This is a genomic window from Streptomyces sp. NPDC058457, from assembly GCF_042720695.1.
Taxonomy (GTDB): domain Bacteria; phylum Actinomycetota; class Actinomycetes; order Streptomycetales; family Streptomycetaceae; genus Streptomyces.
In genome coordinates this window covers 14,668-33,637 of the sequence record NZ_JBHXLU010000028.1, presented here as the reverse complement: position 1 = coordinate 33,637, position 18,970 = coordinate 14,668, and the positions used below count along the sequence as shown (strand labels likewise).

At 72.6% G+C, this 18,970-nt stretch carries 15 protein-coding genes; 5 read left to right on the top strand and 10 right to left on the bottom strand.

Annotated features, from left to right (window positions below; all coding sequences use genetic code 11):
• Nucleotides 1–77: 77 nt before the first annotated feature.
• The 3 genes from ACFWPS_RS22745 to ACFWPS_RS22735 all read right to left on the bottom strand — a co-directional run bounded on the left by ACFWPS_RS22745 (nt 78) and on the right by ACFWPS_RS22735 (nt 4,690).
• Complete coding sequence (locus ACFWPS_RS22745) at nt 78–1,961, bottom strand: FAD/NAD(P)-binding protein (protein ID WP_383707963.1); 1,884 nt, start codon at nt 1,959–1,961, stop codon at nt 78–80.
• 284 nt (nt 1,962–2,245) lie between these two features.
• Nucleotides 2,246–3,871: an alkaline phosphatase D family protein gene (locus ACFWPS_RS22740; RefSeq protein WP_383707836.1), complete on the bottom strand. Its 1,626-nt coding sequence runs from the start codon at nt 3,869–3,871 to the stop codon at nt 2,246–2,248.
• 174 nt (nt 3,872–4,045) lie between these two features.
• Nucleotides 4,046–4,690 (bottom strand): HNH endonuclease family protein, encoded by a 645-nt coding sequence (locus tag ACFWPS_RS22735; RefSeq protein ID WP_383707834.1) that lies wholly within the window; start codon nt 4,688–4,690, stop codon nt 4,046–4,048.
• A 419-nt stretch (nt 4,691–5,109) separates the two neighbouring features.
• Between ACFWPS_RS22735 and ACFWPS_RS22730 the strand changes: the two genes are divergently transcribed.
• Nucleotides 5,110–5,691, top strand: a complete 582-nt coding sequence (locus ACFWPS_RS22730; RefSeq protein ID WP_365795710.1) for a TMEM165/GDT1 family protein — start codon at nt 5,110–5,112, stop codon at nt 5,689–5,691.
• 253 nt (nt 5,692–5,944) lie between these two features.
• Nucleotides 5,945–6,607 carry an HAD-IA family hydrolase gene (locus tag ACFWPS_RS22725; protein WP_383707832.1) on the top strand — a complete coding sequence of 221 codons (663 nt, stop codon included), beginning with the start codon at nt 5,945–5,947 and terminating at the stop codon, nt 6,605–6,607.
• A gap of 250 nt (nt 6,608–6,857) precedes the next feature.
• Here ACFWPS_RS22725 and ACFWPS_RS22720 read toward each other — a convergent pair whose 3' ends face one another.
• Entirely contained in the window at nt 6,858–7,799 is a 942-nt protein-coding gene (locus tag ACFWPS_RS22720; RefSeq protein WP_383707830.1) for a peptidoglycan-binding protein, read from the bottom strand.
• A gap of 161 nt (nt 7,800–7,960) precedes the next feature.
• Here ACFWPS_RS22720 and ACFWPS_RS22715 point away from each other — a divergent pair, with 161 nt between their 5' ends.
• Nucleotides 7,961–9,997 (top strand): DHA2 family efflux MFS transporter permease subunit, encoded by a 2,037-nt coding sequence (locus tag ACFWPS_RS22715; protein ID WP_383707828.1) that lies wholly within the window; start codon nt 7,961–7,963, stop codon nt 9,995–9,997.
• Here ACFWPS_RS22715 and ACFWPS_RS22710 read toward each other — a convergent pair.
• Together ACFWPS_RS22710 and ACFWPS_RS22705 are read right to left on the bottom strand one after the other, a co-directional pair.
• The gene (locus ACFWPS_RS22710; protein WP_383707826.1) at nt 9,990–10,487 is read right to left on the bottom strand and encodes a GNAT family N-acetyltransferase; all 498 of its coding nucleotides are present in this window, start codon (nt 10,485–10,487) and stop codon (nt 9,990–9,992) included. The two genes, ACFWPS_RS22715 and ACFWPS_RS22710, sit on opposite strands and share 8 nt — an antisense overlap.
• A gap of 124 nt (nt 10,488–10,611) precedes the next feature.
• Nucleotides 10,612–11,055: a DUF1992 domain-containing protein gene (locus tag ACFWPS_RS22705; protein WP_383707824.1), complete on the bottom strand. Its 444-nt coding sequence runs from the start codon at nt 11,053–11,055 to the stop codon at nt 10,612–10,614.
• Nucleotides 11,056–11,146: 91 nt separating this feature from the next.
• Between ACFWPS_RS22705 and ACFWPS_RS22700 the strand changes: the two genes are divergently transcribed.
• Nucleotides 11,147–11,536: a hypothetical protein gene (locus tag ACFWPS_RS22700; RefSeq protein WP_383707822.1), complete on the top strand. Its 390-nt coding sequence runs from the start codon at nt 11,147–11,149 to the stop codon at nt 11,534–11,536.
• A 27-nt stretch (nt 11,537–11,563) separates the two neighbouring features.
• Here the strand turns inward: ACFWPS_RS22700 and ACFWPS_RS22695 are convergent, their stop codons facing one another.
• From ACFWPS_RS22695 to proP, 3 genes are all read right to left on the bottom strand, one after another.
• The gene (locus ACFWPS_RS22695) at nt 11,564–12,235 is read right to left on the bottom strand and encodes an O-methyltransferase (protein ID WP_217551580.1); all 672 of its coding nucleotides are present in this window, start codon (nt 12,233–12,235) and stop codon (nt 11,564–11,566) included.
• Between the two features lie 111 nt (nt 12,236–12,346).
• Nucleotides 12,347–13,489 (bottom strand): DUF2330 domain-containing protein, encoded by a 1,143-nt coding sequence (locus ACFWPS_RS22690; protein ID WP_383707820.1) that lies wholly within the window; start codon nt 13,487–13,489, stop codon nt 12,347–12,349.
• Nucleotides 13,490–13,756: 267 nt separating this feature from the next.
• Nucleotides 13,757–15,130 carry a glycine betaine/L-proline transporter ProP gene (gene proP / locus ACFWPS_RS22685; RefSeq protein ID WP_383707818.1) on the bottom strand — a complete coding sequence of 458 codons (1,374 nt, stop codon included), beginning with the start codon at nt 15,128–15,130 and terminating at the stop codon, nt 13,757–13,759.
• Between the two features lie 366 nt (nt 15,131–15,496).
• Here proP and ACFWPS_RS22680 point away from each other — a divergent pair, with 366 nt between their 5' ends.
• Entirely contained in the window at nt 15,497–17,548 is a 2,052-nt protein-coding gene (locus ACFWPS_RS22680; RefSeq protein ID WP_383707816.1) for a bifunctional glycosyltransferase 87/phosphatase PAP2 family protein, read from the top strand.
• Nucleotides 17,549–17,679: 131 nt separating this feature from the next.
• Here the strand turns inward: ACFWPS_RS22680 and ACFWPS_RS22675 are convergent, their stop codons facing one another.
• Nucleotides 17,680–18,849: a steroid 3-ketoacyl-CoA thiolase gene (locus ACFWPS_RS22675; RefSeq protein WP_383707814.1), complete on the bottom strand. Its 1,170-nt coding sequence runs from the start codon at nt 18,847–18,849 to the stop codon at nt 17,680–17,682.
• Between the last annotated feature and the right edge of the window lie 121 nt (nt 18,850–18,970).

The window sequence follows — 18,970 nt, the reverse complement described above, 5'->3', positions numbered from 1 at the left end:
GTGACAGGAGTGTCACGGGGGCTTCGTATGTTGGGCAAAGGGATATCGGGGGAGGGTCAGGCATGTGTCATGCAGTGTCATACGGTGACCGGTGTGTGCCGTTCGGCCGCCGTCGGCCGTTCCGGTACCGCCTCCGGCTGTGATCCGGGGGCCGTCTCCGGTCGTGGTTCCGGCGCGGCCGCGGCCGTCCGCAGTACCGCCCGCGCGATCGCGTCCGCGTCCGACAGGGTCACCGAGTCCACGCCCGGCCGGGCCCCCGCCGCGGTCACCCAGTGCACCCCCTCCGTGGGCACCCCGAAGGCGAACCGCCGTGCGTGCGGGCGGCCGTGACGGCCGACGACGCGGTACGGGCGCGGTGTCACGTCGACGCCGCCGGTCTCGTGGCCGTCCGCCACGTGCGGGCGGCACGCGCCCTCGCGGAGCAGTGCGGCCAGCAGCGCGTCGGCGGTGCGGCGCAGGTCCGGCTCGGGGAGGCGGGCCTCGACGAGGGTGGTCACCCGGACCTCCGAGCCGGGTATCCCGGGGGAGCGGGCCACCCAGGCGCCGTCCCCGAGGTCCACCTCCAGCCCCGGGCCCAGCACTTCCACCACGCCCGCCGCCAGCAGTGCGGCGAGTTCCTCGATGCGGCGGCGGGGCGGGCCGATGGACAGGAAGGCGTTGAGCGGGGTGTACCAGCCGTCCAGGTGGGCCCGCCGGGAGGCACCGGCCAGGCCGCCGTGGTCGACGATCAGCCGTATCTCGTTGCGCAGGTCGCGCAGTACGTCCAGGGCGGCCTTGAGCGGGCCCCGCACATTGCCGAGGGCGGCCTGTGCCGCGTCCTCGCGCAGATACCCCAGGAGCCAGGCCCGCCACTGCTCGGGACCGGTGAACTCCCGGTCCCGGTACGGATGCTGGAGCCGCTCCCAGGACCAGCGGTCCGGCTCCGGCACGCCGTGGGCGTCGAGTACGGCCGTCTCCGCGCGCTCGCCGTCGGCCGCGAGGAAGCGCTCGGTGAACTCCGGGTCGCCGGTCAGGGCCGCGTAGTGGACCGTCTCCACCTCCTTCGCGACCAGCGGCCAGATCTCCGCGAGGAAGTCGGGCGCCGCGCCGGAGTCCGCGCGTTTGCGGAAGCCCGCGATCACTTCGGGGGTGAGGAGCAGCGGGGTGTGGCGGCCGTACGGGCCCTTGGCGTTGTCGCCGCGTGCCTGGTAGGGGACGCCGCGCCGGGAGCCCGCGTACAGGCGGGGCTCGCGGCCGGAGGGGGTGTAGTGCAGGGCGCCGTCGGGGGTGCGGGTGAATCGGCCGCCCCGGCCGGTGGTCAGCAGGGCCAGGTGGTCGAAGAAGTTGAGGCCCAGGCCGCGCAGCAGTACCGGTTCGCCGGGCGCGAGCGGGGTGAGGTCGACGTCGGCCGGGTTGGCGGGCGGTATGTGCCGCAGGCCGTGCCGGGCGGCGTGGGCGGAGAGCCGGCGCTGCTCGGCTGACGCCGTCGCCGGGAGGTGGCCCTGGGCCAGCACCACCGCCGCCAGGCCGGGCAGCGTGCGGCCGTCGTGGAGGGTGAGTGTCTGGTGGCCGTCGGGGGCGTCGTCGAGTCGTACGGCGCGGGCGCGGTGGGTCTCGACGCGGACCGCCGCCGGTGCCCGGGAGACCGTCCGCGCGAACACCCACTCCAGGTAGCGGCCGTAGTGGGCGCGGGTCGGGTAGTCGTCGGGGCCCAGCTCACCGGCCGCCCACGCGTGCAGGCTGGGGCCGGGCCGGACGGGGCCCGCGCAGTCCACGCTGTCGTCGGTGAACAGGGTGACCTGGCTCGCCACGGTGTTCATCAGCAGCTGCGCCGACTGCGTCGTACGCCAGACCCGGCCGGGGCCCGGGGGCGCCGGGTCGATCACATGGACCGTGAGGCGCCGTCCCGGGGGCAGCAGTTCGGGGGCGGAGGCGCAGAGGCGTTCCAGGACGCTGGTGCCACGGGGACCGGCGCCGACCAGGGCGACGGAGACCGGCCCGGACTCCCGGACGGGCTCCTGGACCGACTCCTGGACGGGCTCGTGGACGGACCTGTGGACGGACCTGTGGACGGACCCGTGGGGGGACTCGTGGGGGGACTCGTGGGGGGAGGAGGACAACGACGTGACTCCCGGGCGGGTGGGGGCGCAGGGCAGGAACACCGCCCGCGCGGGATCGGGAAGCGGACGGTCCGCCTCATCATGCCGTCGCGGTTAACAGTTGCCAACGTGCGCCCCACGCACCCCAGTTGTCCCTGAGATGTCCCTCATGGGGTGGTGAGGACGGACTCCTCCACGGTCTCCAGGGTCCCGTCCCGCCGGGCCCGCTCCAGCCGCAGCCGGGCCGAACGGCCCTGCAGCGTCAGCGTCATGAGCTGGTTGCCGAACCACGGGCCGCCTCGCTTCCGCCAGGTCACCGGCGGTCGCGCACAGCGCCCGTGCCGGGCGAACCGCCGTCCGAGGAACCGGGCGAGGGCGCTCCAGCCGAACCGGAAGCCGATCCGGATCGTCGGCGGCACCGAGTTGTGGACGGGGGAGCAGGTGAGTTGCAGCACACGGGAGTCGGGGGCGGCTCCCGCGGGCCACGCGGGCTCGGCGACGTACGCGTGATGGACGTCTCCGGAGAGCACGCAGATGGAGGCGGGCGCCCCGGACCCGGAGCCGGTCCGGGCGAACAGGGCGGCCAGCTCGGCGAAGGACGCCGGGAAGGCCGCCCAGTGCTCCAGGTCGGCCGCGCGGCGCAGCCGTTCCCCGAACTCCGCCCAGCGGGCGCCGCGTTCGCCCCGGCACAGCGCCGCGTCCCAGGTCTCGACGTCGTGTATCAGGTGCGGCAGCAGCCAAGGCAGCGAGGTGCCGACCAGGAGATGGTCGTACGACTCCCGGCCGTCCAGGGCCTGTTCGCGCAGCCATGCGGCCTCGCCGGGGTCGAGCATGGCGCGGTTCTGCTCGTCCAGCACCCGCGCCGCCCGGGTGTCCACCATCAGCAGCCGCACCCGCCCGAAGTCACGCCGGTAACTCCACCGTACCGAGGCCGGATCGGCGTCGGCTCCGGCGGCGAAGGCGCGCAGTTCCTCGGTGCCGTCGGGAGCGGAGCGCACGGCCGCGTACACCGGGTCGGCGGCCAGTTCGGCCGGCGAGAGGTTGCCCAGGTGCTGATGGACCCAGTACGACATCAGCCCGCTGAGCAGCCGCTCCTGCCACCAGGGGGTGGCGCGCAGGCCGGTCAGCCAGGCCGCGGAGGTGTTCCAGTCGTCGATGACGTCGTGGTCGTCGAAGATCATGCAACTGGGCACGGTGGAGAGCAGCCAGCGCACCTCCGGGTCCAGCCAGGACTCGTAGTAGAGGCGGGTGTACTCCTCGTAGTCCGCGACCTCGGCGCCGGGCGCCTCCGCGAGGTCGCGGCGGGCGGCCAGCCAGTGCCGGGTGGCCGCCGAGGTCTCGTCGGCGTACACCTGGTCGCCCAACAGCAGCAGCACGTCCGGCCGTTGACCGCCGGCGGCGATGCGCGCGGCCAGGCTGTCCAGGGCGTCGGGGCCGACCGGGTCGTGGCCGTCGGCCGGGGGAGCGGCCCAGCGGCAGGAGCCGAGGACGACGTCGAGGCTGTCGCCGGCGGCCGGGCTGCGGATCACGGAGGGCGGGAAGGGGGAGCCGGGCAGCGGCCACACGTGCGTGCCGTCCAGGAGGACGTCGTACGACGGTGACGTCCCCGGAGTCAGACCGGTGACCGGGACCAGGGCGTAGTGGTGGCCGGCCACCTGGAAGGTGTGCGCGGTGCCGCCGGCGCCGTCCGCGCAGCGCACCTCGGCGGTACACGGACGGCTCGCCTCGACCCAGACGGTCGCCGACGAGCCGTCGGTGTACCTCAGCAGCGGTCCCAGGCGCAGTCCGGCCACGATCGCCCCGCTCTCTTCCTCGGTCGGTTCGCCTCCGTCGCCCCGTACGGTACGGAACGACGGAGGTCAGCGGGGAGGTTCCGACGCGCGAAAGAGAGCCGGAAAGAGAGCCGGAAGGAGAGCGATGCGTGGCCGGAACGCGGCGGAAGCGGGACCCTGCTGCGGCCGGCCGGTTCAGCAGGCGGAGAGGTAGCTGGTGAGCGCGGTCTTCTCGGCGGAGTCCACGGAGAGGTTGTAGTAGTACTTCACCTGGACCCAGGCGCGGACGTAGGTGCAGCGGTACGACGTGAGCGACGGCATCCAGGTGGCCGGGTCCTGGTCGCCCTTGGACTGGTTCACGTTGTCCGTGACGGCGAGGAGCTGCGGGCGGGTGACGTCGTTGGCGAAGGCCTGGCGCTGGGCCGTGGTCCAGTTCCGGGCGCCGGAGTCCCAGGCCTCGGCCAGCGGGACCAGGTGGTCGATGTCGACGTCGGAGGCGGCGGTCCAGGTGGCGCCGTCGTACGGGGAGTACCAGCTGCCGCTGGTGGCGACGCAGGCGGAGTCGGTGACGACGTTCGTACCGTCCCGCTTGAGGATGTACTCACGGGTGTTGCAGGTGCCGCTGATGGTGATCCAGGTCGGGAACAGGTCTCGCTCGTAGCCGGTCCTGACCTCGGTCGCGACGGTGAGGGAGGCGAGGTAGGTGCGGGCGGTGGCGGCGCTGACCGGGGTGGGGAGGGCGGCGGAGGCGCTCGGGGAGTTGAACAGTGCGACGGAGGCTATGAGACCGGTAAGCGCCGCGAGTATGCTGGCTCGTCGACGCGCGTAGAACTTCGGCATACGAACTCCCTGGTGGGGGTGGGGTGTTGGAGCGCGAGCGAGGGAATGCTCGCGCCGCCGTGTTGCCGTTGGGTGAGCGTTCGGTAAGAAACTAGTGACATGTTCATGACACGACAAGCCGTGCGACGTGACTCACAGGTGGCAGCTCCGGCCTTGGGATCGATGGCTCGGTCACGTACTCTTGACGGCGTTGAAGGGGAGTAGCTCTTCGCCGGACCGTCGACATACTGCTCAGCTCGTCTGAGCCGGCGCCCGGAGGCGGACCTCGGCCATCTCGGTCACGAGGCCGCCAGCGAGACCTTCGGCAAGCAGTGCACGCCTGTGCCGTACGGCACAGGTGATCGTGTGCTGCCGTGCCGAGGTGTTCGTCTGCGAAGTGCGGTGCTCTCGGCGGGGTGGCCCCGACCGATTGAGGACCCTTGATCAGCATCACCGTGACGGCGCTCGTCTTCGGCGTCATCTTCCTCGCCGAACTGCCCGACAAGACCGCGCTCGCCGGCCTCGTCCTGGGCACGCGCTACCGGGCGTCGTACGTCTTCGCCGGTGTCGCCGCGGCCTTCCTGCTGCATGTCGTGCTGGCCGTCGCGGCCGGCAGCGTCCTGACCCTGCTCCCGCAGCAGATCGTGCACGCGCTGACCGGCGTCCTCTTCCTCGGCGGCGCGGCCGTGCTGCTGCTGAAGAAGGGCGAGGAGGAAGAGGAGATCCGCAAGCCCGCCGACCAGTCCTTCTGGAAGGTCGCCGGCACCGGTTTCATGCTCATCCTGGTCGCCGAGTTCGGGGATCTCACCCAGATCATGACGGCGAACCTCGCGGCCCGCTACGACGACCCGCTCTCCGTCGGCCTCGGCGCGGTGCTCGGCCTGTGGGCGGTGGCCGGCCTCGGCATCGTCGGCGGCAAGGCGCTGATGAAGAAGGTGCCGCTGCGGCTGATCACGCAGATCGCGGCGGTACTGATGCTGGCGCTGGGCGTGTGGAGCCTGTGGGAGGCGATCGCGGGCTGAGCGGCCCGCGGCCCGGGCTGCTCCGGCTCACCGTGGCTTGTCGCAGGGCTCGCTGCGGTGCGTTCTGGTCCGCTCAGGTCCGCTCGCGTCAGCTGAAGACTCGGTGAACGGTCGGCGAAGGCGGTGGCGGAATCGGCGTTCTGTTTTGTACCGTGGAGGAACAAAGTGGCTCCCGCCCGTTTTCCCTGACCGGCGGGCGGGGCCGCCTTGTTCTTCCCGGCCTGCTTTCGGCCTGTGCACTAGGAGCTGCCCGATGACGGCCACCGTCCTCACCGCCCGCGCCCTCCTGCTCGACATGGACGGCACCCTCGTCAACTCCGACGCCGTCGTGGAACGCATCTGGCGGCGCTGGTCCGAGCGGCACGGGCTGGACGGCGACGAGGTCATGAAGGTCGTCCACGGGCGTCAGGGGCATGCGTCCATGGCGGTGCTGCTGCCGGACCGGCCGATGAAGCAGAACCTCGCGGACAACGCGCGGATGCTGGCGGAGGAGACGGCCGACGTAGACGGCGTGGTGGAGGTGCCGGGTGCCGCGGCCTTCCTCGCGTCCCTGGCGGGGCTGCCGCACGCGCTCGTGACCTCGGCGGACGTGGCGCTGTCGACGGTACGGATGGCCGCGGCCGGGCTGCCGCTGCCGGCGGTGCGGGTGACCGCGGAGTCGGTGGGCGCCAGCAAGCCGGACCCCGAGGGCTTTCTGAAGGGGGCGGCGGAGCTGGGGGTCGCTCCGGCCGACTGCGTGGTGTTCGAGGACTCGGGCGCGGGGATCGCGGCGGGGCGGGCGGCGGGGATGCGGGTCGTGGGCGTCGGGGCGCGGGCCGGGGTGCACGGGCCGGACGTGGTGGTGCGGGATCTGACGGGGGTGCGGGTGGAGGCGGCGGCGGACGGCTCGCTCCGGCTGCACGTCGGCGTGGCCTGAGGCCGGGGGTGTCACTTACCGGCGCTGGCAGGGTGCCTCCCCCAGCCTTCGGCCGGGGGGACCCCCAGCGCCCACCCGTGCCGCCCTGGGGGCACCTCCCAGGCCCTTAAGGCACTGGGGGAGGCACGACTGCCCGCGGCTGGGAAGAAGCCCCGGCTGTAGCGCCCCTTCAGGGGCGCGGGGAACTGCGCGACACGCCCCCACCCACCCGCAGCCGTCCACGACCGCAACCCCCCTGTCGGCCCGCCCCCTACGGCTCCGTCGTCTCCGACTCCAGTGCCGCGCGGGTGGCCGTTCCGTACACCCCCGGCTCGTCGGTCAGGATGCCCCGCGCCAGCTGGTACGTCCGCACCGCGTCCTCGGTCTTGCTGTCGTAGTGGCCGTCGGCCGTCCCCGTGTAGAGGTTCAGCTGGGCCAGCCGCTGCTGGAGTTCCGTCACCTCCGCCCCGGTGTCGCCGGGACGGAGGACCGGCGCCGAGGTGGGCTGGGCGGAGGCCGCCGTGCCGGTCGTCGACGCCGACTGGGTCGGCGTGGCCGAGCGGGAGGCGGTCGGGGACGGGGTCGCACTGGACGGCGCGGGGGACGGCGAGCGCGACGCGCTCGGGCTCGCGGACCCGGACCGTGAAGAAGAGCGTGCGGATCCCGGGGACGTCACCGGCGCGGCGGCCGAAGACGACGCCGTGCTCGGGGTCACGTCCGGGACGCTCTCCCGTACGTCCGCCGGCGCCGCCCTGTCCCGCGTCGGCGTCGCACGGGCGAACAGCCCGCTCGCGAACCCCGCCACGGCGAGGATCCCGATCACCGCCCCGGCGACCGCCAGGAACAGGGCCCACCGGGGATGCCGGCGAGGCGCTTCCGGAGCTTCCGGAGCCGTGTCGGGGGCGGGGGCGTCGACGGGCACCGCCCGCAGCAGCACGGTCGCCTCGGCCGCGACCGGCACGGCCGACGGCCCCGCCGCCACCGGCAGCGGCTCGGTCTCCCCGCCGTCTGCGTCTGCGTCCGCGTCGCCCTCGATGGCGACGTACGGCCGTATCCGCAGCGGGTCGAAGTCCTCCGCGGCCGCCTGTTCGGCCGTACGCGCGTCGCGCAGGGCGTCGGAGGCGCGCTGGTTGCAGTCGCAGGAAGGCGAGCCGTCCGGCTCCTTCGGTGTCCCGCACTCCGGGCACTGATGGCCCCCGGTCGTATCCGTCACGGCATTCGTCCCTCCCCTCACGAACTCCACAGATTATGCAGAGCACCCACACGTACGTTCGCCGGAACCTCCCGTCTCACAGGTCCCGAAGCGGACTCGACAGGCCGTACCGGGTGACACCGTCCACGATGGAAGATGGTCGAAAGCCCCGGGAGGTCTCCATGGCCCTGGAAACGACGCACACCCCGGCGAAAGACGCGGAGCGCGTACCCGGCAATGTGCTGGTCCCGATCGGCGCGCTGCTGCTCGGGCTGCTGCTGGCCGCGCTGGACCAGACGATCGTGTCGACGGCCCTGCCGACCATCGTCAGCGACCTCGGCGGGCTCGAGCACCTGTCGTGGGTGGTCACCGCCTACCTGCTGGCCTCCACCGCCGCCACCCCGCTGTGGGGCAAGCTCGGCGACCAGTACGGGCGCAAGCGGCTCTTCCAGCTCGCGATCGTGATCTTCCTCGTCGGGTCGGCGCTGTGCGGGATGGCCCAGAACATGGGCGAGCTGATCGGCTTCCGCGCCCTGCAGGGGCTGGGCGGCGGTGGACTCATGGTGCTGTCGATGGCGATCGTGGGGGACATCGTGCCGCCGCGTGACCGCGGGCGCTACCAGGGGCTCTTCGGCGCAGTATTCGGTACGACCAGTGTGCTCGGGCCGCTGCTCGGCGGATTGCTCACCGAGCAGCTGAGCTGGCGCTGGGTGTTCTACGTCAACCTGCCCGTCGGTGTCGTCGCGCTCGCCGTGATCGCCGCCGCGCTGCACATCCCGCGCCGGAGGGCCCACCACGTCATCGACTACCTCGGTACCTTCCTGATCGCAGCCGTCGCCACCTGCCTGGTGCTGGTGGCCTCGCTGGGCGGGACGACCTGGGCGTGGGGTTCGCCGCAGATCATCGGGCTCGCGGTCCTCGGGGTCGTCCTCGCCGTCGCCTTCGTGGCCGTCGAGGGGCGGGCCGCCGAACCCGTGCTCCCGCTCAAGCTCTTCGGCATCCGCACCTTCACCCTGGCCGCCGTGATCAGCTTCATCGTCGGGTTCGCGATGTTCGGCGCGATGACCTATCTGCCGACCTTCCTCCAGGTCGTGCAGGGCATCTCGCCGACCCTGTCGGGCGTGCACATGCTGCCGATGGTGATCGGTCTGCTGCTGTCGTCGACCATTTCCGGGCAGATCGTCAGCCGTACCGGACGCTGGAAGGTGTTCCCGGTCGCCGGCACCGGCGTGACCACCATCGGGCTGCTGCTCCTGCACCGGCTCGACGAGCACAGCTCGACCGCCGAGATGAGCGGCTACTTCTTCGTCTTCGGCCTGGGCCTCGGCCTGGTCATGCAGGTGCTGGTGCTGATCGTGCAGAACTCCGTGTCGTACGAGGACCTCGGCGTCGCCACCTCCGGCGCGACCTTCTTCCGCTCGATCGGGGCCTCCTTCGGCGTCGCCATCTTCGGTTCCGTCTTCGCGGGCCGGCTCGCCGACAAGCTCACCGACGCCTTCCGGGGCGTCCGGCTCCCGCCCGGTGCCACCCCGGACACCCTCAAGGCCGACCCGCGGGGCATCGCCGCGCTGCCGCCCGCGCTGCGCCCGGCGGCCCTGCACGCGTACGCGTCCTCGATCACCGACGTGTTCCTGTACGCCGCTCCGGTCGCCCTCCTCGGCTTCGTCCTCGCCTGGTTCCTCAAGGAGGACCGGCTGCGCGGCTCGGTCACCGCGCCGGACGCGTCCGAGACCATCCCGCCCAACCCGGTCCAGCGGTCGTCCTACGACGAGTGCTCCCGGGCGCTGTCCCTGCTCGGCACCCGGGAGGGGCGCCGGGAGGTCTACCGGAAGATCAACGAACGGGCCGGGTACCACGACCTGCTGCCGGCGTCCGGCTGGCTGCTGCTGCGGATCCGCAGGTACGGCTCGGTGGAGCCGGGCAGGCTCGCCGAGCGCGGCCCGGTCCCGATGAACATCGTCCTGGCAGGGGCCCGCCAGCTGGAGGAGCGGCATCTCGCCGACCGCCTGGGCCTCGACCTGACCCTCACCGGCCAGGGCCGCGAGGTCGCCGAACGGCTCGCCACGGCCCGCGAGGAGTCCCTGGCCGAACTCCTCGGCGACTGGTGGACCCCGGACCGGCCGACCGACCTGGAACGTCTGGTCCGCGAGCTGACCGACGAACTGTGCGGCACCGAACGCGAGCAGCCGCAGCACCCGGCGGCACGGCGGATCAGCTGACGAGTTCCTTGCGGAACCAGTGCCCGGCGTAGACGTCGTCGTTGTGCGGCCCGGTCTCGGTGTAGCCGAGCCGCGCGTACAGGGCGCGGGCCTCCACCAGGTCGGTGCGGGTGTCCAGGAGGATCCGCGCGGCGCCCAGGGCACGGGCCGCGTCCTCGGCCGCCGCGACGAGGAGCGCGGCGCCGCCCCGGCCGCGCAGCCCCTCGTGGACGAAGACCCGGGTGAGTTCGGCGGTTGCCGGGTCCAGGAGCCGTACACCCGCGCTGCCGGCCGGCGCGCCGTCGTACCGCGCGATCAGCAACCGCCCGGTGGGCGGGGCCAGTTCGGAGCCGGGCCGGGCGGCGATCTCCCGCTCCAGCTCGGCCGGGTCGGTGCGGCGGCCCTCGTGGAGCAGGTACCAGCGGTCGCTGACCTCCGTGTAGTACGCCCGCCACAGGGCGCGGGCGGCGGCGGAGTCCGGGGCTTCATGGGTGATCGTCCAGGAGGTCATGGACCGTAATCCCAGGGGGACTCGGCCCGCCGCGCAACCGGATATGCGGTGCCCGCGGGGGAGTTCGCCGGGAGCCGGCCACCCGAGCCCCGCGGACCGGCGGACCCGCCGCCGCGCAGGTGAGTCAGCCGTGTGCGTCCGGTTCCGATTCCGGATCCGCTGCGGCCGTCGCCCGGCGCTTCCGCCACTCGCGTACGACCTCCTCGACGTCGTACGGCTTCTTGCCCAGCGGGGGGCCGGGCGGCGGCTTGAACATCATGTCGCGGATCCTGACGTTGACGTCCTCGATGATCCTGCGGACGATCCGCTCCGAAGGTGCCGCGTAGGCGGCCGCCAGCGCGTCCTCGGCCTCCTTGCGCAGGGCGAGCGTCGGCGGCAGCATCGCCAGGCCCTCACGGGCCATCTTCCTTCTGATCCACCACATTTCGTCGTACGACGAGTCCAGGCCGGCGGGCAACGGCTCGCCCAGGCCCGGGAGTTGGTCGAACTCGCCGCGCCGCTGCGCGTCCCCGATCTGCTTGTCGACCCAGGACTCGAACGGTACCCCGGGTGGCTTTCGCTCGGTCATGACTCCATTGTGCCGGACGCGGCCCGGCCGGGCGTTTTATCATGCGCCGGAGATCCAACAAGGATTCAGGAACCGCGCAGGGGGAACGCACGTGCTCGAACTCACCATGGCCTCCGTGTCCGGAGAAGCGGGCGAGACGGCCGGCATGCTCATGGCCGACGCGCCCAGCGACCCGGGCGCCGTGCTGCGGGTGGGCCGCGACGCCTCCGTCTGCCGGCTCACCACGCCCGACGACTGGCTGTTCGTCTCCCGGGTGCACCTGGAGTTCCTGTGCGGGGCCGAGGGCGGCTGGCAGGTCACCTGGCTGCGCGGCTCCCAGGACGAGCCGTCCTCCGAGGTGCTGCTGAAGGTCGGGGAGTACGCCCAGGCCATCGGGTACGGCGGCACGGTCGCGCTGCCCCGGGGCGGCTCCGGCGAGATCGTCGTCCGGGACCGCACCGCCCCGCGCAGCGTCAACGTGGGCTTCTACCACGAGGGTTGAGCGTCGCCTTTCCGGCAGGGCAGGGCGTCAGTCGAGGACCCTCGCCAGCGCGAAGCCGTCGTAGCCCTTGCTGCCGACCGTCTGGATCGCCGTGCCGCTCAGCCTCGGGTGGGCGGCGATCAGCTCGATCGCGGCGCGGGTGCCGACCACGTCCGGCTCGGCACTCTCGGCGTCGACGACCCGGCCGCCGCGCACCACGTTGTCGACGACGATCAGGCTGCCGGTGCGGGTGAGGCGGAGCGCCCACTCCACGTAGTTCGGGTTGTTGGCCTTGTCGGCGTCGATGAAGACCAGGTCGAAGGGGGCCGGGTTCTCGTCGGCGAGATTGGGCAGCGACTCCAGGGCGGGGCCGACCCGCACCTCGACGACCTTCTCCAGGCCCGCCCGGGCGATGTTGCGGACCGCGACCTCGGCGTGCCGGGCGCTGTACTCCAGCGAGATCAGCCGGCCGTCGGCGGGCAGGGCGCGGGCCAGCCAGATGGTGCTGTAGCCGCCGAGGGTGCCGATCTCCAGGATGTTCCGGGCGTCCTGGATCTGCGCGAGGAGCTGGAGCAGCTTGCCCTGGTTGGCGGTGACGTTGGCGTGCGGGAGCTCGTTCGCCTCGCTCTCCCGCAGGGCCGCCTGGAGCGCCTCGTCGTCCGGTGACAGGTGGCTGGTGAAGTAGAAGTCGACGTCGTCCCAGAGCTGAGAGCCGCTCATGCGTCCGCTGCCTTTCGCCTATTCAGATGGCTGTCCGGTGACAGCTACCTGGATAGCACTACTGAGGCGGCGGGCGCGCCGGTGATCCACCGCCCCGGTGCCGTACGGAACTCAGCCGATCGGCGCAGGGGGCGTCGGCGGGTACGACGGCGGGGGCGGCGGCTGCACGGGCGGGGGCGGCGGGGACGGGCGGCGGGAGCGTCGTACGGCCGCCAGGGACGTGACCGCGACGACCAGCAGCAGCGCGCCGCCGACCGTCAGCAGCCACGCCGGCATTCCGGCCACCTCGCGCAGCCGGTCCTCGTAGATCACCTGCTGGAAGGGGGTGTCCGAGGACGCCTGCCGCAGCACGTGGTCGGCGGAGATCCGGGACGGGTACGGGAACTCCTGGCCGATCGCCGTCAGGTACGGGGTGCCGGCGGCCAGCTCGGCCAGCTCGCCGGTCGGGTGGCCGAGACGGCCGGCGTAGACGACCCGCGGGGCATCGCCGCCGATCGCCGAGCGCGGCTCCATGCGGTGCGCGGCGAGGACGTACAGACCGAGCGACTGCGGGGTGGCCGCGAGCCTGGACAGCCGCATCGGGTAGACGGGGCGTTCACTGGCGAAGGCGAGGTGGAGCGGGTCGAGGGCGCCGTGCAGTGCGGTGTCCGCGGTCTCGGGGGCGAGTCGGACCGCGACGTACTCCCAGTGGTCCGCGACGTAGGACCGGAGCGCGGTGTTCAGGCGGGCCGGGAAGGGGAAGCCGTTGCTGCGCAGCCAGTCGCCCAGGGCGCCGGAGTCGGTGGCGGTCAGCTGGGCCACGTCGAACGGGCCGAGCCGCTGGCGGTCGACCACGCCGACGCCGGGGGCGGTGGCGCCGGTGCCGGGCGGGCCGGTGGAGGTGTCGTCGCCGGTGGTGAGGGGCCAGTCGCCGTCCTCGGGCCAGAAGTGGTAGCGGGTGCGGTGCACCGGGGCGGTGAGGGTGTGCAGCTGGTCGAAGAGGGCCGGGTCGGCGAGGGCGACGGTGGCGCGGTGCGGGACGGGCATGATCCAGGCGGCGTCGTCGGCGTCGCCGTCCACCGTCAGACGCATCACGATCTGTTCACGGGTGCCGTCCCAGCGCAGTACGGATTCCTCGCGGCCGACGGTGACCTGCCGGGTCGCGTCGGGGACGAGGGCGCCGCAGGCGCAGGCGAAGGCGGGGGCGGCGAGCCAGCTCAGCTGGATGCCGAGGAGTGTGAGGAGCACCGTGAGGATACGTGCGCGCCCGACCATGAACCGATGCCCTCCGCCCGTGTGTGGATCACCGACTACAGACGGTATAGCGGAGGGCATGGTTCCTGGGCCTGTTCCGGACAGCCACCGTCTGTCTACCGACGGTACGCACGGGGAGTGCGGATCGTTCGAACGGTGCAGGTGGGTGGGGGGTTTTGCGCAGTTCCCCGCGCCCCTGAGGGGGATGGCTGCGCTCGTTCCGTCGACTGCGGGCCGGTGGGGGCCGAGCGCGCAGTTCCCCGCGCCCCCAAAGGGGCGCGGACGCCCCTAAAGGGGCGCTTCGACCGACGGTGCGGAACCGGGCAGGGGCTTGCCCGCTGTCTCTGCCATGCGCCAGGCGGCGAAGCCGCCGATCACGGCCGCGGCCATCATGTAGTACGCGGGCATCATCAGGTTCCCCGTCGCTCCGATCAGGGCCGTCACCGCGAGGGGGGTCGTGCCGCCGAACAGGGAGACCGAGACGTTGAAGCCGATGGACAGGGAGCCGTAGCGGACCCGGGTCGGGAAGAGGGCCGGGAGGGCGGCCGGCATCGCTGCCGTGAAGCAGACCAGGAGGAGGCCCAGGGCGCCCATGCCGAGGGCGACCGCGAGCAGGCTGCCCTGGCGGATCAGGAGGAGTGCGGGGACGGAGAGGACCAGGAAGCCCGCGCAGCCCGCCGCGATCACCGGGCGGCGGCCGACGCGGTCGGTCAGGGCCCCGGCGAACGGCTGGACGACCATCATCAGCGCCATCACGCCGAGGACGACCAGCAGGCCGTGCGTCTCGTCGTACTTCAGCTCACTGGTGAGATAGCTGGGCATGTACGACAGCAGCATGTAGTCCGTGACGTTGAAGACCAGGACCAGGGCCATGCAGAGGAGCAGGGCCCGCCACTGGCCGGTGATCATCTCGCGCAGGGGGACCTTCGGGCGGGACTGCTCCGACTTCGCCAGCTCCGCCGCGAACGCCGGGGTCTCCTCCAGGCGCATCCGCAGGTAGAGGCCGATGATGCCCATCGGGCCCGCGATCAGGAACGGGATGCGCCAGCCCCAGGACGTCAGCTCGTCGGAGGAGAGCAGCGCCGTCATCAGGGTCACCAGGCCCGCGCCGCCGATGTAGCCCGCCAGCGTGCCGAACTCCAGCCAGCTGCCGAAGAAGCCGCGCTTCTTGTCCGGCGCGTACTCGGCGATGAACGTGGACGCGCCCGCGTACTCGCCGCCGGTCGAGAAGCCCTGCACCAGGCGGGCGGCGAGGAGCAGGAGCGGGGCGCCGACGCCGATCGTCGCGTAGGACGGGATCAGGCCGATCGCGAAGGTGCCCGCGGCCATCATGATCATGGTGACGGCCAGGACCTTCTGGCGGCCCACGCGGTCGCCGAGCGGGCCGAAGACCATGCCGCCGAGCGGGCGGACCAGGAAGGCCGCGGCGAAGGCGCCGAACGTCGACAGCAGCTGGGCGGTCGGGCTGCCGGACGGGAAGAAGACCTTGCCCAGGGTCACCGCGATGTAGCTGTAGACGCCGAAGTCGAACCACTCCATGGCGTTGCCGAGCGCGGCCGCCTTCACGGCGCGCTTCACCAGCGCCGGGTCGGTGACGGTGGGCGCGGGGCCGGGGGCGGTGGCCGTACGGGGGGACGGGGTGACAGCTGTGGCGGTCGCCAAAACGGGGCTCGCCTGCCTTTCGTGGGGGACGGGGGGTGCGGTCCGCACGGCGGCGGACGGACCGGAAAGCGACGATAGGAGTAATTGGGGGCGTTACGTCGCGTACGCGCTTACGTGCACAGTGCAGCTAAACGCGGTGTGTGCAGGGACGTCTGCCCGCTCCCGCGGCCGTGTGCGGGCCGCGCACTGTGATCCTTGTCGCGCTCCGTGGACGCAACCCCACCCCTCGCGCACTGTCGTCTTCCGGACGAAAGGCGGGCGGACGTCAGGTGACGAGGGGGTTGCCTGCGTCTCTGTCCAGAGGTGGTGGGAGCCTCATAGGGTTCTCAGAACGATGCGCGGGACGGGGCGGGAGGCCGGCGAGGCGTGGCGAACGTGGAGCACGGAGGACGACCGGGGGAGGCTTTCGGCGGGGCGGAGGCCGGAGCACGGTTCAGAATGGCCCGGCTGGGTCTGTGGGCGGTGGCCGCGATCCTTGCCGTACGGCAGGTGGCCGCCGTCCTCGGCACCCCGAGCGGGGAACGGCTGACGGACCTGGAGACCTGGGTCGGCCCGGACGGCGTGCTGCACGTCAAGGGCTCCCTGTACGACTCGACGCAGTTCACCGGCACCCCCTTCGGCGGGCTGGTGCTCAAGCCGCTCACCAGAGCCGCCGAGCAGGCCCTCGGCTGGGGCTGGACCTTCGGAACGCTGCTGCTGGTGGTCGCCCTCGGCCTGGTCGCCGCCCGGGCCCTGCCCGAGCCGGTGAGCCGGCGCACCTCGCTGCTGGCCGCGCCGGTCGCGATCAGCCTGCTGATGGTCTCGTTGCCGGTCCGCAACACCCTCTGGCTCGGCCAGACCAGCATCATCCCGGTCCTGCTCGTCCTGCTCGGCTGCTTCGCCGCCCGCGGGCAGCGCGACAGCGGGCTGTGCATCGGGCTGGCCGCCGCCCTCCAGCCGGCCCTGCTGCTGTTCGCGCCGCTGCTGTGGTTCACCGGACGCCGCCGGGCCGCCCTCGCCACCGGCGCGACCTTCGCCGCCTGCACGGTGCTGGCCTGGGCCGCGATGCCACACGACTCGTACACCTACTGGGTCCACCACATGGCAGGTGTCGGCCTCGGCGGCGAGGCCGACGAGCTCGCCAACCAGTCGCTGCACGGTGCCCTGCTGCGGTTCGGGCTGAGCGGCCCGCTGGAGATCGTCCTGTTCCTGGCGCTCGGCGCGGCCGTGGCCACCCTCGCGCTGCGTCGCGCGGTGCGCTATGCCCGGGACGGGCAGCTGCTGCTGGCGGTCGCGATCACCGGCTGCGCGGTGGTGGCGGTGTCGCCGGCCGCCTGGCAGCACCAGCTGCTCTGGGTGCTGCTCGCGGTGGTCGGCCGGGCCGGGCGGCGCGCCGCGGACCGGTCGGTGTGGCCGGTCGTGGTCGTCCTCGTGATGACGCTGCCCGCCAAGGCGATGCTGCCGAACCAGTCGCTCTTCGTGCCCGTGCGCGACAACACGATCCTGCTCGCCGCCCTGGCCGCGGCCACGGTCGTCCCCTTCCTGTCCCGCACCGCCCCGGAGTTCCTGCGCCCGATCCCGACGGACTACGCGGAGCCGGTCCCGGCCCGCTTCCGGCAGGTCCCGCTGACCGCGTCCCTGCGCCGGGTGCTGACCCGCCCCAACCTCTTCCTCGAACTGGTCGCGATGCGGCTGGTCTACTTCGCCTACCAGCAGATCCGGCTGGCCGCCGCCGGGGACGGGAACGGCACCTCCGGGCGGGCCCGCGCCGAGCGGCACGGGCACCAGATCCACGACGTCGAGCGGTTCCTGCACATCGACATCGAGCACTGGGCCAACCACACCGTGTACGGCATCGGCTGGCTGCGGAGCTTCCTCGACTTCTACTACGAGTCCTTCCACTTCGTCGTCCCGCTGACCGTCCTCGCCGTCCTCTACGTCCGCCGCCCGGTCGACTACCGCTGGGCCCGCACCGCCCTCGGCTTCGCCACCGCGTTCGCCCTGATCGGCTTCTGGCTCTACCCGCTGGCCCCGCCCCGCCTGATGCCGGGCCTCGGCATCATCGACACCGTGCACGGCCCGCAGAACTTCGCCAAGCCGGACTACGGCACGCTCACCCAGCTGACCAACCAGTACGCGGCGATGCCCTCGCTGCACTTCGGCTGGTCGCTGTGGTGCGGGATCGTCATCGCCGTCGTCGCCCCGAAGTGGTGGCTGAAGGCCTTCGGCCTGATCCACCCCCTCTTCACGGTCTCGGCGATCATCGGCACCGGCAACCACTGGGTCCTGGACGCGGTGGGCGGTGCGGCGGTGGTCGGCGCGGGCTTCGGCGTCGGCTATCTGCTTCAGGGGCCGCGGGCGCGGGCCCTGCGGGGGGCGGGGGCCGACAAGGAAGACCGGGAGCCCCGGGAGCCGGTGACGGCACCGGTTCCCGGGTGACGCCTTGCCGGGATGCGCTGTCGTTCGGCCGCGGCGCCGTTGTGGCTGGTCGCGCAGTTCCCCGCGCCCCTTCGGGGGCGCTGACCTTCGGGGGCGCTGAACTGCGAGGGCGCTGATCTTCGGGGCGCTTCTCAGAGTCGCTGGATGATCGTCCCGGTTGCCAGGGCGCCGCCCGCGCACATCGTGATGAGGGCGAACTCCTTGTCCGTGCGCTCCAGTTCGTGCAGGGCGGTGGTGATCAGGCGGGCGCCGGTGGCTCCCACCGGATGGCCGAGGGCGATTGCGCCGCCGTTGACGTTGACCTTGTCCAGGTTCTGCTCGAAGACCCGGGCCCAGCTGAGCACCACGGACGCGAACGCCTCGTTGATCTCGACGAGGTCGATGTCCCTGAGGCTCATGCCGGCCTTGCCGAGCACGGCGCGGGTCGCGTCGATCGGGCCGTCGAGGTGGAAGTGCGGGTCGGCGCCGACCAGGGCCTGGGCGACGATCCGGGCCCGCGGGCGGAGCTTCAGGGCCCGGGCCATCCGCTTCGACGCCCACATGATGGCGGCCGCGCCGTCCGAGATCTGGGACGAGTTGCCGGCCGTGTGCACGGCCGTCGGCATCACCGGCTTCAGGCCCGCCAGCGCCTGAGCCGACGTGTCCCGCAGTCCCTCGTCCCTGTCGACCAGGCGCCACATGCCCTGCCCCGCGTGCTGTTCCTCCTCCGTCGTCGGCACCTGGACGGCGAAGGTCTCGCGCTTGAAGCGCTCCTCGGCCCAGGCATGCGCGGCCCGCTCCTGCGAGAGCAGCCCGAGCGCGTCGACGTCCTCCCTGGTCAGGCCGCGGTTGCGGGCGATGCGCTCGGCGGCCTCGAACTGGTTGGGCAGGTCGACGTTCCACTCGTCGGGGAACGGCTTGCCCGGCCCGTGCTTGGAGCCCGAGCCGAGCGGCACCCTTGACATCGCCTCGACCCCGCAGCTGATCCCGACGTCGATGACCCCGGCGGCGATCATGTTGGCGGTCATGTGCGAGGCCTGCTGCGAGGAGCCGCACTGGCAGTCGACGGTGGTGGCCGCGGTCTCGTACGGCAGCCCCATGGTCAGCCAGGCCGTGCGTGCGGGGTTCATGGACTGCTCGCCGGCGTGGGTCACCGTGCCGCCGACGATCTGCTCGACCGCGTCGGCGGGGATGCCGGTGCGGCCGAGGAGCTCACGGTAGGTCTCGCCCAGGAGGTAGGCGGGATGCAGGTTGGCGAGCGCGCCACCGCGCCTGCCGATGGGGGTGCGTACGGCTTCGACGATCACGGGTTCCGCGGCCATGGGGGCTCGGTCCTCTCCTCGGTCACCCGCGCGGCGCAGGGGCGTCCCGGCCCGGCCCGCCACGCAGAACTAGAACGCGTACTAGTTCTGTGTGCAGTTTGCTGACAGTCCGTCCACAACC

What these genes read in the sequence shown, in the direction of transcription:
- ACFWPS_RS22725 (WP_383707832.1), top strand. Translation starts at nt 5,945, where the DNA reads ATGACGGCCACCGTCCTCACCGCCCGCGCCCTCCTGCTCGACATGGAC.
- ACFWPS_RS22715 (WP_383707828.1), top strand. Translation starts at nt 7,961, where the DNA reads ATGGCCCTGGAAACGACGCACACCCCGGCGAAAGACGCGGAGCGCGTA.
- ACFWPS_RS22710 (WP_383707826.1), bottom strand. Translation starts at nt 10,487, where the DNA reads ATGACCTCCTGGACGATCACCCATGAAGCCCCGGACTCCGCCGCCGCC.
- ACFWPS_RS22735 (WP_383707834.1), bottom strand. Translation starts at nt 4,690, where the DNA reads ATGCCGAAGTTCTACGCGCGTCGACGAGCCAGCATACTCGCGGCGCTT.
- ACFWPS_RS22695 (WP_217551580.1), bottom strand. Translation starts at nt 12,235, where the DNA reads ATGAGCGGCTCTCAGCTCTGGGACGACGTCGACTTCTACTTCACCAGC.
- ACFWPS_RS22675 (WP_383707814.1), bottom strand. Translation starts at nt 18,849, where the DNA reads ATGGCCGCGGAACCCGTGATCGTCGAAGCCGTACGCACCCCCATCGGC.
- ACFWPS_RS22690 (WP_383707820.1), bottom strand. Translation starts at nt 13,489, where the DNA reads ATGGTCGGGCGCGCACGTATCCTCACGGTGCTCCTCACACTCCTCGGC.
- ACFWPS_RS22705 (WP_383707824.1), bottom strand. Translation starts at nt 11,055, where the DNA reads ATGACCGAGCGAAAGCCACCCGGGGTACCGTTCGAGTCCTGGGTCGAC.